This window comes from Erythrobacter sp. RANMB8 (genome assembly GCF_056848235.1).
On the sequence record NZ_JBREHG010000004.1, the window covers coordinates 34,122 to 48,907 of the forward strand.

Sequence of the window (14,786 nt, forward strand, 5' to 3'; positions counted from 1 at the left end):
ATATCACTTGACAGGAAGATTGCAATACATATACACAATTTATGAAAGCGAGTTGGAGATACGCCATGACTCAGACGGACAAGGTGCTACAGGTGGCCACCGGGCAGGTGCTTCAGGCAGCGACTGATGCGGCCTTGCGCCCCGAAATTGCGAGCTTTTTCGACCCCGCCACCTTCACGGTCACCTACGTCGTGCATGATCCCGCGACGCTGGAAGCGGCGATTGTCGATTCGGTGCTGGACTTCGATCCCAATTCGGGTCGCACCAGAACGGCCTCCGCGGATCAGGTGATTGATTATGTCAATTCGCATAATCTGAAAGTGATCTGGCTGCTGGAAACCCATGCGCACGCCGATCACTTCTCGGCCGCGCCCTATCTTCAGGAGAAGCTCGGCGGGAAGATCGCGATCGGGGCGGATATCGTCACGGTCCAGAAGGTTTTTGGCAAACTGTTCAACGCCGGCACCGAGTTCGAGCGGGATGGTTCGCAATTCGATGCGCTGTTCAAGGATGGCGACACCTTCACCATCGGCAATCTGCCGGTCACGGTGATGCATGTCCCCGGCCATACCCCGGCCTGCATCGCCTATGTCGTGGGTGAAGCGGTGTTCGTGGGTGATACCATGTTCATGCCCGATTACGGCACGGCCCGCGCCGACTTCCCCGGCGGCGATGCGCGCACGCTGTTCCGTTCGCTGCGCCGCATCCTCTCGCTGCCGCCCGAAACGCGGCTGTTCATGTGCCATGACTACCTGCCCAAGGGCCGCACCGAATATGTGTGGGAGACCACTGTCGCGGCGGAGCGTGAGGGCAACATCCATGCCCATGACGGCGTTACCGAGGACGAGTTCGTCGCCATGCGCGAGGCACGTGATGCCACGCTCGATATGCCGCGCCTGATCCTGCCTTCGGTGCAGGTCAATATGAGGGCAGGTCATCTGCCGCCGCCGGACGACAATGGCGTGACTTACCTCAAGATTCCGGTGAATGCGGTATGATGCTGCCGGGATTTCCCGAAGCCGCTCTGCTTTCCGGGCTGATCGGCGGGGTGCTGATCGGGCTTGCGGCGGCGCTGATGCTGCTGGGGGCGGGGCGCATTGCCGGTGTGTCCGGGATCGCCGCCCGCGCTTTCGGCATTGCCGACAGTTCGATGCCGCGCAGCGGTGCGTGGGCCTTTATCCTCGGGCTGCCGCTGGGGGCATGGCTTGTCACAAGCACGACTGACGCAGCCGCGCCGACGTTTGCCGGTCCGGTCACACTCGCCCTCGCAGGGGTGATCGTCGGGGTCGGAACACGCCTCGGCAGCGGTTGCACCAGCGGGCATGGCGTATGCGGGATGAGCCGCCTGTCACAACGTTCGCTGGTCGCCACTGCCACCTTCATGGTGACCGGATTTGCCACCGTCGTGATCATGAATGCTTTGGGCTTCGAGGTGCTGCCATGAGCCGCAAACTTCTGATCCCGCTTGCATCCGGCACGATTTTCGGTGCCGGGCTCAGCATCGGAGGGATGACCGATCCGGCGCGGGTGCGCGGATTTCTCGATCTGTTCGGCAACTGGGATCCGACCCTGGCCTTCGTCATGGGCGGTGCGGTGCTGGTGATGGCAGCGGCATGGGTGATGCAGCGCAGGATGCTGCGCCCCTTCTTTGCCGAGGGCTTCTCCCTGCCGGACCGTAGCGACATTACACCGCGTCTTGTCGGGGGATCGGCGATGTTCGGGATCGGCTGGGGCATTGCCGGGCTATGTCCCGGTCCCGGCTTCGCAGCTTTGGCGATCGACCCTGCGTCCGCCGCGATCTTCATTGTGGCGATGCTTGGCGGGATGCTCGTCGTGCGCTTCATGGAAGGAAATTCGTAATGGACATCCACCCCGTCGATGCAGGCTTTGCTGTCGCCGCCCAGATGCAGCCGGAAGAACTGGCGGCGCTTGCCGATCAGGGTTTTGCCGCAGTGATCTGCACCCGGCCCGATGGCGAGGAGCCTGGTCAGCCACCGCTTGATGCGATGCGCGAGGCAGCGCAGGGGGCAGGGCTCGCCTTTCACCATATCCCTGTGGCTGGGGGCCAGTTTCCTGCCGCTGCCATCGCTGCCTTTGCTGCGGTCCGGCGCGGAACGCAGGGCAAGGTGCTGGGCTATTGCCGCACCGGAACCCGTGCGGTGACGCTGGATGCGCTCGCCAACATCCGCGGCCTCAGCGCCGCAGACCGGATCGCGAATGCCAAGGCGGCCGGATACGATCTCTCGGCATTGGCCGGGCGGATGGATGACGGCTGCTGACGCGGCGCCGGGGAGGGATCGGACATGAGCACAGCAACACACAGGGTCGTCATCATCGGGGGCGGCGCTGCGGGGATCGCCACAGCCGCCTCGATGCTGAAACGTCGCCCCGGCCTCGACATCGCGATTGTCGAGCCGGCTGACACGCACTCTTACCAACCGGGCTGGACGATGGTTGGCGGCGGAGTGTTCGACGTGGCCACCACCATGCGCCCGATGGGGAGCGTGATGCCCAAGGGTGTCACCTGGGTTCGCCAGGCAGCGGCCAGTTTTCAGCCTGACAATAATCAGGTGACGCTCGCCGATGGCAGCACGCTGATTTATGAAGTGCTGGTGGTTGCGCCCGGCATCCGGCTGGCTTGGGAGAAGATTGCGGGTCTCGAAACGACGCTTGGCCGGAACGGCGTCACATCCAACTACCGCGCCGATCTTGCGCCTTATACCTGGGAGCTGGTGCAGCGCACGAAGTCGGGAAGGGCGATCTTCTCGCAGCCGCCGATGCCGATCAAATGTGCCGGCGCACCGCAGAAATCGATGTATCTCGCTTGCGATTACTGGCTGCGTGCGGGTGTGCTGGGCGACATCGCTGTCGAGTTCCGCAACGCGGGCGCGGTGCTGTTCGGCGTAGCGGACTATGTTCCGGCACTGATGGAGTATGTCGAAAAATACGGCATCCAGCTCGAACTCGGCAGCAACCTGATCGCGGTTGACGGGCCTGCCCGAACGGCGACGTTTGCGACCGCCGAGGGCGAGGAGACCGTCGCCTTCGACATGCTCCATGTCGTTCCTCCGCAGGTCGCGCCGCAGTTTCTGGCGGATAGCCCGTTGGCGGCCGCGAGCGGCTTTACCGATGTGGACCAGCACACGCTCCAGCATGTGCGATATCCGAATGTGTTCGGTCTTGGCGATGCCGGGTCGATGCCCAATGCCAAGACTGCCGCCGCTGCACGCAAGCAGGCGCCGGTGGTGGCGGTCAATGCCTTGCGCCAGCTGGACGGCAAGGGGCCGACCGCGGGCTATGACGGCTACGGATCGTGTCCCCTGACAGTCGAGCGCGGCAAGATCGTGCTGGCCGAGTTCGCCTATGGCGGCAAGCTCGCGCCGAGTTTTCCGACATGGCTGGTGGACGGGACAAAACCGGCGCGCCTGTCATGGATGCTCAAGGCGGATTTGCTCCCGTGGATCTACTGGAACGGGATGCTCAAGGGCCGCGAATGGCTCGCCGGACCGGGCGGGCTGATCGCGCAATAGACCATGCTGCAACGCTATTTCCCGATCCTCGAATGGGGGCGCAACTATGATCGCCCCGCGCTGACCAGCGATCTGATGGCGGCGGTGATCGTCACCATCATGCTGATCCCGCAGAGCCTTGCCTATGCAATGCTGGCGGGCTTGCCGCCGGTGGTGGGCCTCTATGCCTCGATCCTGCCGCTGTTCGCCTATGCCGTGTTCGGCACCAGCCGGACGCTGGCGGTTGGCCCGGTGGCGGTGGTTTCGCTGATGACAGCGAGTGCTGCCGGCGCGGTCGCGGCGCCGGGAACGGCGGAATACTGGGAAGCGGCGATCACGCTTGCGGCGCTTTCGGGCGTGATGCTGGTGGTGCTGGGGCTGCTCCGCCTCGGATTCCTCGCCAATCTGCTGTCGCATCCCGTGATCAGCGGCTTCATCTCGGCCAGCGGCGTGCTGATTGCGACAAGCCAGCTGAAGCACATTCTGGGCGTGAAGGCGGGCGGGGAGACCTGGCCGGAGATGCTTTCCGGCCTCGCAGGGTCGATCACCGCGATCAACCCGGCGACTTTGGCCATCGGCATCCCGGCAACGATCTTCCTGTTCTGGGTACGCAAGGGGTTGAAGCCCGCGCTGCAAAGGCTCGGCATGGCCCCGCGCGCAGCAGACATGACCGCGAAGGCCGGACCGGTGGTCGCGGTGGCGTTGTCGATCCTCGCGGTGATCGGCTTCGGGCTCGAGGCCCGCGGAGTCTCGATCGTCGGGTCCATTCCGCAAGGCCTGCCCCCCTTCATGCTGCCTTCCGCCGACCTCGCGTTGATCGAGGCACTGTGGGTGCCCGCGCTGCTGATTTCGGTGATCGGGTTTGTCGAGAGTGTTTCGGTCGCGCAGACCCTTGCCGCCAAGCGTCGCCAGCGGATTGCGCCGGATCAGGAGTTGATCGGCCTCGGCGCATCGAACATCGCCTCGGCGCTGTCAGGCGGCTATCCGGTCACCGGCGGCTTCGCGCGTTCGGTCGTCAACTTCGATGCCGGCGCGCAAACCCCGGCGGCAGGCGCCTTTACGGCGGTCGGAATTGCCCTGGCGAGTTTGTTCCTCACCCCGCTGCTCTACAATCTGCCCAATGCAACCCTCGCCGCGACCATAATCGTCGCCGTGCTCAGTCTCGTCGATTTCAAGACTCCGCGCCTGCTGTGGGCCTATTCCAAGGCGGACTTTGCCGCTCATGCTGCCACTATCGCCGTCACGCTGGTGGCTGGCGTGGAGATGGGTGTGATCGCCGGCGTGGGCGTTGGGCTGCTGCTCTACCTCTGGCGCGCCAGCCGGCCCCATGCCGCCATCGTCGGCCGGGTGCCTGGCACCGAGCATTTCCGCAATGTCGAACGGCATCAGGTCCTCACCCTGCCGCACCTGCTGACCATCCGCGTCGATGAAAGCCTGACCTATCTCAACGCGCGCTGGCTGGAGGAGTATGTGCTTGAGCAGGTCGCCGAGCGGCCCGCCTTGCGCCACCTCGTGCTGATGTGCAGCGCGGTCAATGCGGTCGATGCGTCCGGGCTGGAGAGCCTGGAGGCGATCAACCACCGCCTGTCCGACGGCGGCATCCGGCTGCACCTCTCGGAAGTCAAAGGTCCGGTGATGGACGGTCTCAAGCGGAGCCATTTCCTCGACGACCTGTCGGGCCGCGTGTTCCTGTCACAGGATCAGGCCTTTGCGCAGCTGGCACTCGATACCGGCGAGGTTCCCCCTTCGCCCGTTGCCGACGAGGCGCGCGGGATGATCTGATCCCCGCGCCCGTCTCCCTGTGCACCGCCGGGCCTCCCCCCCAATCAGCCCGGCGGTGCAACCCTTTGGCCTTCAAACCGTATAGATTGTGCGGGGATTGCAATTGATCACCGCAGCCATGGGATTAGCTGCCGACCATGCTTGAAAACCTCGACGCCCTGCTGCTCGCACGGATCCAGTTCGCCTTCACGGTGAGCTTCCATTTCTTCTTCCCGGCGTTTTCCATCGGGCTGGCGAGCTATCTCGCGGTGCTGGAAGGCCTGTGGCTGAAGACCGGCAAGGCGGTCTATCTCGACCTGTTCAAATACTGGCTCAAGATTTTCGCGATCGCTTTTGCGATGGGTGTCGTCTCCGGAATTGTTATGTCCTACCAGTTCGGCACCAACTGGTCGGTGTTTTCGGACAAGGCAGGGCCGGTGATCGGGCCGCTGATGGCCTATGAGGTGCTGACGGCCTTCTTCCTCGAAGCGGGTTTTCTTGGTGTCATGCTGTTCGGGATGAACAAGGTCGGCAAGAAGCTGCACTTTGCCGCGACGCTGATGGTGGCGCTGGGCACCTTCGTTTCGGCCTTCTGGATCCTCAGCGTCAACAGCTGGATGCAGACGCCGACCGGTTACGAGATCGGCGCAAATGGCCAGTTCCTTCCCGGCCCGAGCTGGTGGGACATCGTGTTCAACCCCAGCTTCCCCTACCGGCTCGTCCACACGGTAATGGCCGCCTATCTGACGACTGCCTTTGTCGTCGGAGCCGTCGGCGCCTGGCACCTGCTCAAGGACCGCGCCAATCCGCATGCGCGCACGATGTTCTCGATGGCGATGTGGATGGCGGCGATTGTCACGCCCTTGCAGATTTTCGCGGGCGACATGCATGGCCTCAACACGCTCGAACACCAGCCCGCCAAGGTCATGGCAATGGAGGGCCATTTCCAGAGCCACCCCGAAGGCGCACCGCTGATCCTGTTCGGCATCCCCGACAGCGAGGCGAAGACGGTGCGTTATGCCATCGAAATCCCCAAGGCGTCCTCGCTGATCCTCAAGCATGATCTCGACGCGCCGCTGGCAGGGCTGGACACCATTCCCGATGACGAGGAACCGCCGGTCGGCATGGTGTTCTGGTCGTTCCGCATCATGGTCGGCATCGGCTTTGCGATGCTGGGGATCGGGCTGTGGAGCCTGTGGGGCAGGGTGCGCGGGCGGCTTTACGATATGCCGTGGCTGCACCGCGCCGCCGTGCTGATGGGGCCGAGCGGTTTCGCCGCCGTGCTTGCCGGGTGGATCACCACCGAAGTCGGCCGCCAGCCCTATGTGATCTATGGCCTGCTGCGCACTGCAGATGCCGCGAGCCCGCTCGATGCTCCGGCGGTGGCGGCCTCGTTGCTGGCCTTCATTCTGGTCTATTTCACCGTGTTCGGCATCGGCGTGTGGTACATCCTGAAGCTGATGGGCAAGCCGCCGCACGCGGGCGAGTACGGCGTCAAGCGCGGCGATGTCGGCCCGATCCGCACCGCCGGGATCACTCCGGGACCGACGCAGAATCCGGGGGGCGAGGAAACCCTGCCTTCCGCCAAGCCCGAAAAGGAGCCGGTGTGATGGATCTCACCGTCATCTGGGCCTTCATCATCGCCTTTGCGGTCTTTGCCTATGTGGTGATGGACGGGTTCGACCTTGGCATCGGCATCCTGTTCCCGACCTTTGCGCCGGGACGCGAGCGGGACCGGGCGATGAATTCCATCGCGCCGGTGTGGGACGGGAACGAGACCTGGCTGGTGCTGGGCGGGGGCGGGCTGTTTGCCGCCTTCCCGCTGGCCTATGCGGTGATCCTGCCCGCAACCTATCCGCTGATCATTGCGATGCTGCTGGGCCTTGTGTTTCGCGGGGTCGCCTTCGAATACCGCTGGCGCGATCCGGCGCACCAGAAGTTCTGGGACATGGCCTTTACCGGCGGAAGCTTTGCCGCGGCGCTGGCACAGGGGATGACGCTGGGCGCGCTGTTGCAGGGGATCGAGGTGGTGGACCGCGCCTATGCCGGCAGCTGGTGGGATTGGCTCACGCCCTATACCCTGCTGACCGGCCTAGGCACTGTCGCCGGTTATGCCCTGCTGGGGAGCACCTGGCTGATCTGGAAACTTGATGGCGCGGAGCAGGATCATGCCCGCAAGCTGGCGATCCGGGCGGGCGGGGCGACGATTGCGCTGATGGGCGCAGTCAGCCTTTATAACATCGGTCTGACGCCCGAATATGCCACCCGCTGGCTGTCAGCACCCGAAATCTACTGGGTGGCGCCGGTGCCGATCGTGACGGCGGCGGTCTCGCTCTCGTTGCTGCACAGCATTCTGAAAGCGCGCAATTCCAAGCCGTTCTGGCTGTCGCTGGCACTGTTCTTCCTCGGCATGAGCGGGCTGGGGGTGACAATCTGGCCCTATGTCGTCCCGCCCGGCCTCACCATCTGGGATGCCGCCGCGCCGGAACGCAGCCAGATCTTCATGCTGGTCGGCGTTGCGCTGACGATGCCGCTGATCATCGGCTACACCGCCTGGGCTTACTGGGTGTTCCGCGGCAAGGTGGCGGACGAGGGGTATCACTGATGCTGATGCCGCCGGAGATAGAGCCCGAAAAGCCGCTCTGGCAGCGCCTCGCGTGGATGGCGGGGATCTGGGCGGCGAGCGTTGCGGTGCTGGGCGCGGTGGCTTACGTCATCCGCCTGTGGATCGCACCCTGATGGTGAAGGTCTGGTATGATGGCGCCTGCCCGCTGTGCCTGCGCGAGATCGCGCTGATGCGGCGGCTCGACCGGCGCGGGCGCATCACCTTTGTCGATGTCGCCGCCGGGAGCGATCCCTCCTGCCCGATTGACCGTGTCACGCTGCTCGCCCGTTTCCATGCCGAGGAAAACGGCGTCGTGCATTCGGGCGCGGCGGCCTTTGCCGCTATGTGGCGCGCCATTCCGCTGCTGCGCCCGCTGGGGCTGCTGGCGAGGAACGCGCTTGTGCTGCGGGTGCTGGAGGCGGCCTATGTCCGGTTCCTGCGCCTGCGCCCCCGGTTGCAACGCTTCTTCTAGCCTTTTGATGTCGCATCGCCTGAGCGGAAAACCGGTGCCCACTTTTCCGCGCGATGCTCCGGAAAACCCCTTGCCCTGACGGCCCGCTTCGGCTGATCTGACCGCCAGATACAACGGGAGAGAACAGCCGCCATGAGCAATTTCGGCGCGATGCAGAACGAAATCTACAATGCCGGATTGCGCGGCATCCTGCCCACCTTCCCGGTCGATTTCGCTACCCTCGAAAAGCGCGCGCACGAAGCGCTGGGGCCGAGCCTCACCAATTATGTCGCTGGCGGCTGCGGAGACGAGCATACGCAGGATCAGAACGCGGCGGCCTTCCACCACTGGGGCATGGTGCCGCGCATGATGGTCGATTGCAGCACCCGCGACCTGTCGATCGAACTGTTCGGCCACCGCTACCCGACCCCGCTGTTTATGGCCCCCATCGGCCTCAACGGAGAGGCCTCGCAGGACCGCCACGGCGATATGGCCGCCGCCCGTGCTTCGGCGCTGACTGGCGTGCCGTTCTGCGCCTCGACCCTCGCCAACGATCCGCTGGAGGATGTGAAGACGGCCTGCGGTGAGACGCCCGCGTGGTTCCAGCTTTACACGCCGAAGAACAAGGAACTGGCGACCAGCCTGATCCGCCGCGCAGAAAACGCCGGATACAAGGCGCTGGTGGTCACGCTCGACACCTGGGTGACGGGCTGGCGTCCGCGGGACCTGAACGCCTCGAACTTCCCGCAGCTGCGCGGCAAGGTGCTGCAGAACTACTTCACCGATCCGGTGTTCCGATCACTGCTGGCCAAGCCCCCCGAGGAAGATCCGGCCGCCGCGATCTTCACCTGGGCAGCGACCTTCGGGCAGGTGCTGACCTGGGACGACATGGCGTGGTTCAAGTCGGTGACGAAGTTGCCGATTGTGCTCAAGGGCATCTGCCACCCCGATGATGCCCGCCGCGCCGTCGATACCGGGGCGGACGCGATCTATTGCTCGAACCACGGCGGACGGCAGGCCAATGGAGGGATCGCGACCATCGACCTGCTGGAAGATGTGGTGAAGGCGGCGGGCGATGTGCCGGTGCTGTTTGACAGCGGAATCCGTTCCGGCACCGATGCTGTCAAGGCGCTGGCGCTGGGCGCAAGAGCGGTCGGCGTGGGGCGGCCTTACACCTATGGCCTCGCGCTCGGCGGGGCGGAGGGGGCAGCGTGGGTGCTGCGATCGATCCTTGCCGAAGCCGATCTGCTGATGGCGGTTAACGGCTATCCGACTCTCGCCGATGTCCGCGCTGCCGGCGCGCGGCGCACCGATCGGTGAGGTGAGGGCGGCGCAAGACCGTTAACCATATTCGATCTGTGTTTTCCACAGGATTGCTGTTAAAATCGATTGCAGAACACAGCGAATCGGGAACGCGATCGATGGCAAGACCAACTATCTGGTCCAGCGGGCCAGATCCCATGCGCCGCACTGTCTGCATTCAGGACGAACATTCGCGCCGGGCGCGTTACGGCCGGATACAGCCGATGGAGCAGCGACGCTCGCTGCTTGGCCGGATTGTCAGCCTGATCGGGTGATCCTTGCGGGTCAGGGCGGCGTTCAGCCGCCCGCCTTCGCCAGAATGACCAGCTTGGTATCGGTGAAGGCGAGATAGCCTTCCTCGCCCCCTTCCGATCCGAACCCGCTGTCACCCACCCCGCCGAACGGGGTTTCGGGTGACGAGACGATCAGCTGGTTGATCCCCACCATCCCGGCACGCAGCGCCTTGCCGAGGTAATGCGCCTCGTCGAGATCGCGCGAAAAGGCATAGGCGGCAAGGCCGTAGCGCAGCGAATTGGCGATCCGCACGGCATCCTCGATCCGCTCGAACGGCACGATCCCCGCTATGGGTCCGAACGGTTCCTCGGTCATGAAACGGCTGTCGGGCGCGGGGTTGGCGATCACGGTGGGTTCGAAGAAGAACCCGCTGCTGCCGAACGCCTTGCCGCCGGTCACCACCTCGCCGCGGTTGCCCCCTGCGTCGGCTACAACTGCCTCCATGGCGGCAATCCGGCGCCCGTGGGCGAGCGGACCCATTTCGACACTGTCATCCGCGCCCGGATCGCCGACCTTGAGCTTGCCGGCCCGTTCGGCAAATTCGGCGACGAAGCGGTCGTAGATTTCGCGTGCGACCAGAAAGCGGGTGGGCGAGACGCAGACCTGCCCCGCATTGCGGAACTTGGTCGCCGCGCACATCGCCACCGCCCGGTCGATGTCGGCGTGCTTGCTGACAATCACCGGCGCATGGCCGCCCAGCTCCGGGGTGAAGCGCTTCATGTGCTGCGCGGCGAGTGCGCCCAGTTGCTTGCCCACCGCGGTCGATCCGGTGAAGCTGACCTTGCGGGTGACGGGCGATGCGGTCAGGTGTTCGGACACCATGCCGGGATCGCCGTAGACGAGGTTCAGCACCCCCGCCGGCAGGCCTGCATCCATAAAGCATTCGACCAGCATCTGCGCCGAGGCCGGCGTGTTTTCGGCAGGCTTCAGGATCGCGCTGCACCCTGCGGCGAGCGCGCCCGCGACCTTCTTGGCGGGCAGGTGGACGGGGAAGTTCCACGGGGTCAGCAGCACGCTGGGGCCGACCGGCTCGTGGGTCACGGTCTGGGTGATGACACTGGCGCTGCGGGCCGGAATCAACCGGCCGCCGCGCCGCTTGGCCTCTTCACCGAGGAAGTCGATCAGATCGCAGGTGCCGGTGACTTCGCCGATCGCCTGTGCGCGGGGCTTGCCCATTTCGGCGGTGATGATGCTGGCGATCTCCGGCGCACGCTGGCGCAGCAGTTCGGCGGCACGGCGCAGGACCGCGTGGCGTTCTGCGCCCGGCGTGCGGCTCCAGCGGGCAAAGCCGTCTTCCGCTGCGGCGAGCGCCGCGTCGAGCTGCGCGGCGGAGGCCTTGGGGCAGTGCCCGATCACTGCGCCGGTGGCGGGATTCGCCACCTCCATCGAACCGGCTTCGCCCGCAGCGATCCATGCGCCGTTGATGAGCATTTTCACGGTGGGATAGGCGGTCACGGGCACGCTCCTTGTTTGCAATCGACCTTGCGCGTTCTTGAAATTTTATTACGCCTCCTTTAGCGATGTTTGCACGTCATCGCGAGGAGAGAATCATGCTGGTCGGCGTTCCCAAGGAAATCAAGCCGAGCGAGTTCCGCGTCGGCCTCACCCCCGAAGCGGTGCGCGAATATGTCGCCACCGGGCACCGTGTGATCGTCGAGACCGGAGCCGGTCTCGGCATCGACAAGGGCGATGACATCTATCGCAAGGCGGGCGCCGAGGTGGTCGATACCGCCGCTGAAGTCTTCGCCCGCGCCGACATGGTCGTGAAGGTGAAGGAACCGCAGCCGTCCGAATGGGTCCAGCTTCGCGAAGGGCAGATCCTGTTCACCTATCTCCACCTCGCCCCCGATCCCGATCAGGCGAAGGGGCTGATGGCCTCAGGCGTATCGGCGGTCGCCTATGAAACCGTGACCGCGCCGGGTGGCGGCCTGCCTTTGCTCGCCCCTATGAGCGAGGTGGCGGGCAGGCTCGCGATCGAGGCGGGCGCGCTGGCGCTGCGGGCCAATACCGGCGGGCGCGGCACGCTGATGGGCGGGGTGCCGGGCGTGCTCCCGGCCCGCGTGGTGATCCTGGGCGGCGGCGTGGTCGGCACGCAGGCGGCGCGCATGGCGGTGGGGCTGGGGGCGAGTGTCGAGATTTTCGACCGTTCGCTGCCCCGCCTGCGACAGCTCGACGAGATGTTCCAGGGCCGCGCCATTACCCGCTTTTCTACCGCCGGCACGATCGAGCAGGCGGTGCAGATGGCCGACGTGGTGATCGGTGCCGTCCTGATCCCCGGGGCCAGCGCGCCGCACCTTGTCACCCGTGCCATGCTGGGCGAAATGAAGCGGCGGGCGGTGCTGGTGGATGTCGCGATCGATCAGGGCGGGTGCTTTGAAACCTCGCACGCCACCACCCACGAAAACCCGACTTACGAGGTCGACGGCATCATCCACTATTGCGTTGCCAACATGCCCGGCGCGGTGCCGCTGACGAGTTCCTACGCGCTCAACAACGCCACCCTGCCGTTCGGCCTGGCGCTGGCTAACAAGGGGCTGAAGGCCTGCGAGGATGACCCGCATCTTGCCCCCGGCCTCAACGTCCATCAGGGCCGGATCGTCAACGCCGCCGTGGCGGAAAGCCTTGGCTTTGCTGCCTGAAATGTTTCACGTGAAACATCGGCAAAATGCACCGAAAAGGGGCCTAAACAGGGTCTAGAGGGGGTCTAGACGGGTCTAGACCCCTTCAGGATTGCCCTACACCGCCACCACGGTCTGTTCGATCGCGCCGAAGATCGAATGGTTGTGATCGTCGCGCATTTCGATCCGCACCGTGTCGCCTGCCTGCATGAAGGGGGTGACCGGCGCTCCGCCCGCGATTGTTTCGATCATGCGGATTTCGGCGATGCAGGAATAGCCCGCGCCGCCTTCGGCCACCGGCTTGCCCGCGCCGCCATCGGCACCCTTGTTGGAAACCGTGCCGGTGCCGATGATCGTGCCTGCCGACAGATTGCGGGTCTTGGCCGCGTGCGCCACCAGCTGTGCAAGGTTGAAGGTCGCGTCCACCCCGGCATTGGCGCGGCCGAAGGGCTGGCCGTTCAGATCCACCATCAGCGGCAGATGGATCAGCGCATCTTTCCACGCATCGCCCAACTCGTCGGGCGTCACCGCCACGGGCGAGAAGGCGCTGGCGGGCTTGGACTGGAAGAAGCCGAAGCCCTTTTCCAGCTCTGCCGGGATCAGACCGCGCAGGGACACATCATTGACCAGCATCAGCAGGCGGATGTGGCTGGCCGCATCCTCGACCGAAACGCCCATCGGCACATCGCCGGTGATGCAGGCGATCTCGCCCTCCATGTCGCAGCCCCATGCCGGATCGCCCAGCGGGATCGCTTCACGCGGGCGCAGGAAGGAATCGGAGCCGCCCTGATACATCAGCGGATCGTGATAGAAGCTGTCGGGAACCTTGGCCCCGCGCGCCTGCCGCACCAGTTCGACATGGTTGATATAGGCGCTGCCATCGGCCCATTGATAGGCACGCGGCAGGGGGGAGTGGGCCTGCCTTTCGTGAAAGCGTTCGCACGGCACGGTTTCATGTTCGACATCGCGGGCCAGCACTTCGAGTTCGGGCGCCACGCGGTCCCAGTTGTCGAGCGCGGCCTGCATCGTCGGCGCGATGTAGCCTGCGGCGCAGCAGCGGGTGAGGTCTTTCGATACGACCACCAGCATCCCGTCGCGGGTGCCGTTGTCGAGGGTGGCGAGTTTCATGCGGGTTCCTCTCCCTTGTTATGCGTCGGGTTGGTTATCGGGGTGCGCCGCGACGAAGGCGGGCAGGGCGCAGCAGGCGGCCTCGATCCGGGTCATGTGTGGCGAGCCGGACAGGTCGTAATCGAACCGCCGGGCATTGGCGAGCTGCGGGATCAGCACGATCTCGAACAGGCCGGGCGCATCGCCGTGGAGGAAATCGCCGGTTTCCAGCTGCGCCAGCCGCGCTTCGACCGGATCGAGCGTGCGCTTCAGCCAGTGGCGATACCAGATATCGATTTCGTCCTGCGAGTGGCCGAGCGGGTTTTTGAGATATTTCAGCACCGGCAGATTGTTGACCGCGTGAATCTCGGTCGCGATCCCGTAAGCGAGTTCGCGCACGGTATAGCGCGCCTCGGTGTCCTTGGGCAGGAACGCCGGATCGGGGTAGGCCTCGTCCAGCCATTCGAGCAGCGCCATCGATTGGGCGCGGTCGCGACCGTCGGCTTCGAGCATGGGGAGCGAGCCGAAGGGATTGCGCTGCGTGAAGGCCGCGTCCTTGTTCGCACCGGTGCGCAGATCGACCGGGATGTTCTCGTAGGCGAGGCCTTTGAGGCCGAGCGCGATCCGGAGGCGGTAGGAGGTCGAGGAGCGGAAGTAGCCGTAGAGTTTCATGGTGCTCATGCCCCAGCCATCGCAGGCTTGCTGCGGCGGGGCAAGAGCGGTGCGCCGGCCTTACGCAGGCGCCAGCACCCGGCTGACCGCGCCCAGCAGATCGGCGGGCGGGCAGGGCTTGGCGAGCATGGTCGCGCGCGGGAAACGCTGCGCCAGCGCGGCCGCTTCGGCACGATCGGAATGGAGGATCACCGGCACGTTGTCGTCGATCAGCTTCTGCGCCAGTTCGTAGGTCAGCCCGTCCGCCAGCTCGATATCGAGGATCGCCAGATCGGGCCTCGCCTTCTGACAGGCGAGCATCGCCGAGGAGATTCCGGCATGCGGCCCTTCGACCTCGTAGCCGGCCTCTTCAAAGGTATCGCACAGGTCGAAGGCGGCAACGAATTCGTCTTCGGCCACCAGAATGCGCAAGGCCATGCGTTGTCTCCCCGTCGTTACGACTCCCCAAGGAAGGAATGTAACACGGA

At 65.0% G+C, this 14,786-nt stretch carries 16 protein-coding genes; 12 read left to right on the forward strand and 4 right to left on the reverse strand.

Annotated features, from left to right (window positions below; translation table 11 throughout):
• Positions 1-65: 65 nt before the first annotated feature.
• The 11 genes from ACU0AG_RS07710 to ACU0AG_RS07760 all read left to right on the forward strand — a co-directional run bounded on the left by ACU0AG_RS07710 (position 66) and on the right by ACU0AG_RS07760 (position 9,646).
• Positions 66-998 carry an MBL fold metallo-hydrolase gene (locus ACU0AG_RS07710; RefSeq protein WP_482781686.1) on the forward strand — a complete coding sequence of 311 codons (933 nt, stop codon included), beginning with the start codon at positions 66-68 and terminating at the stop codon, positions 996-998.
• Entirely contained in the window at positions 995-1,444 is a 450-nt protein-coding gene (locus ACU0AG_RS07715) for a YeeE/YedE family protein (RefSeq protein WP_482781687.1), read from the forward strand. The genes ACU0AG_RS07710 and ACU0AG_RS07715 overlap by 4 nt, the downstream gene beginning before the upstream one ends.
• Positions 1,441-1,860, forward strand: coding sequence for a DUF6691 family protein (locus ACU0AG_RS07720; protein ID WP_482781688.1), 420 nt, complete (start codon positions 1,441-1,443; stop codon positions 1,858-1,860). The genes ACU0AG_RS07715 and ACU0AG_RS07720 overlap by 4 nt, the downstream gene beginning before the upstream one ends.
• Positions 1,860-2,279 (forward strand): protein tyrosine phosphatase family protein, encoded by a 420-nt coding sequence (locus ACU0AG_RS07725; RefSeq protein ID WP_482781689.1) that lies wholly within the window; start codon positions 1,860-1,862, stop codon positions 2,277-2,279. The genes ACU0AG_RS07720 and ACU0AG_RS07725 overlap by 1 nt, the downstream gene beginning before the upstream one ends.
• Positions 2,280-2,303: 24 nt before the next feature.
• A complete protein-coding gene (locus ACU0AG_RS07730) occupies positions 2,304-3,530 on the forward strand; it encodes an NAD(P)/FAD-dependent oxidoreductase (protein ID WP_482781690.1) in 1,227 nt (408 codons plus the stop codon).
• A gap of 3 nt (positions 3,531-3,533) precedes the next feature.
• Positions 3,534-5,291, forward strand: coding sequence for a SulP family inorganic anion transporter (locus ACU0AG_RS07735; RefSeq protein ID WP_482781691.1), 1,758 nt, complete (start codon positions 3,534-3,536; stop codon positions 5,289-5,291).
• Between the two features lie 137 nt (positions 5,292-5,428).
• A complete protein-coding gene (locus ACU0AG_RS07740; RefSeq protein WP_482781692.1) occupies positions 5,429-6,880 on the forward strand; it encodes a cytochrome ubiquinol oxidase subunit I in 1,452 nt (483 codons plus the stop codon).
• Positions 6,880-7,875 (forward strand): cytochrome d ubiquinol oxidase subunit II, encoded by a 996-nt coding sequence (gene cydB, locus ACU0AG_RS07745; protein WP_482781693.1) that lies wholly within the window; start codon positions 6,880-6,882, stop codon positions 7,873-7,875. Before ACU0AG_RS07740 ends, cydB begins: the two co-directional genes overlap by 1 nt.
• The gene (locus ACU0AG_RS07750; RefSeq protein ID WP_482781694.1) at positions 7,875-8,009 is read left to right on the forward strand and encodes a DUF2474 domain-containing protein; all 135 of its coding nucleotides are present in this window, start codon (positions 7,875-7,877) and stop codon (positions 8,007-8,009) included. Before cydB ends, ACU0AG_RS07750 begins: the two co-directional genes overlap by 1 nt.
• On the forward strand, positions 8,009-8,347 hold the full coding sequence (locus tag ACU0AG_RS07755) for a thiol-disulfide oxidoreductase DCC family protein (protein WP_482781861.1): 339 nt from the start codon (positions 8,009-8,011) through the stop codon (positions 8,345-8,347). Before ACU0AG_RS07750 ends, ACU0AG_RS07755 begins: the two co-directional genes overlap by 1 nt.
• Positions 8,348-8,479: 132 nt before the next feature.
• A complete protein-coding gene (locus ACU0AG_RS07760; protein WP_482781695.1) occupies positions 8,480-9,646 on the forward strand; it encodes an alpha-hydroxy-acid oxidizing protein in 1,167 nt (388 codons plus the stop codon).
• A 279-nt stretch (positions 9,647-9,925) separates the two neighbouring features.
• On the opposite strand, the gene ACU0AG_RS07765 is transcribed toward ACU0AG_RS07760, so the two are convergent.
• A complete protein-coding gene (locus ACU0AG_RS07765; RefSeq protein WP_482781696.1) occupies positions 9,926-11,377 on the reverse strand; it encodes an NAD-dependent succinate-semialdehyde dehydrogenase in 1,452 nt (483 codons plus the stop codon).
• A 95-nt stretch (positions 11,378-11,472) separates the two neighbouring features.
• Here ACU0AG_RS07765 and ald point away from each other — a divergent pair, with 95 nt between their 5' ends.
• Positions 11,473-12,561: an alanine dehydrogenase gene (ald, locus tag ACU0AG_RS07770; RefSeq protein ID WP_482781697.1), complete on the forward strand. Its 1,089-nt coding sequence runs from the start codon at positions 11,473-11,475 to the stop codon at positions 12,559-12,561.
• Positions 12,562-12,657: 96 nt separating this feature from the next.
• Here the strand turns inward: ald and ACU0AG_RS07775 are convergent, their stop codons facing one another.
• From ACU0AG_RS07775 to ACU0AG_RS07785, 3 genes are read right to left on the reverse strand one after another with little or no spacing between them, the layout of a single operon-like run.
• Complete coding sequence (locus ACU0AG_RS07775) at positions 12,658-13,668, reverse strand: fumarylacetoacetate hydrolase family protein (protein WP_482781698.1); 1,011 nt, start codon at positions 13,666-13,668, stop codon at positions 12,658-12,660.
• Between the two features lie 18 nt (positions 13,669-13,686).
• Entirely contained in the window at positions 13,687-14,319 is a 633-nt protein-coding gene (maiA, locus tag ACU0AG_RS07780; protein ID WP_482781862.1) for a maleylacetoacetate isomerase, read from the reverse strand.
• A 60-nt stretch (positions 14,320-14,379) separates the two neighbouring features.
• A complete protein-coding gene (locus ACU0AG_RS07785; protein WP_482781699.1) occupies positions 14,380-14,736 on the reverse strand; it encodes a response regulator in 357 nt (118 codons plus the stop codon).
• Between the last annotated feature and the right edge of the window lie 50 nt (positions 14,737-14,786).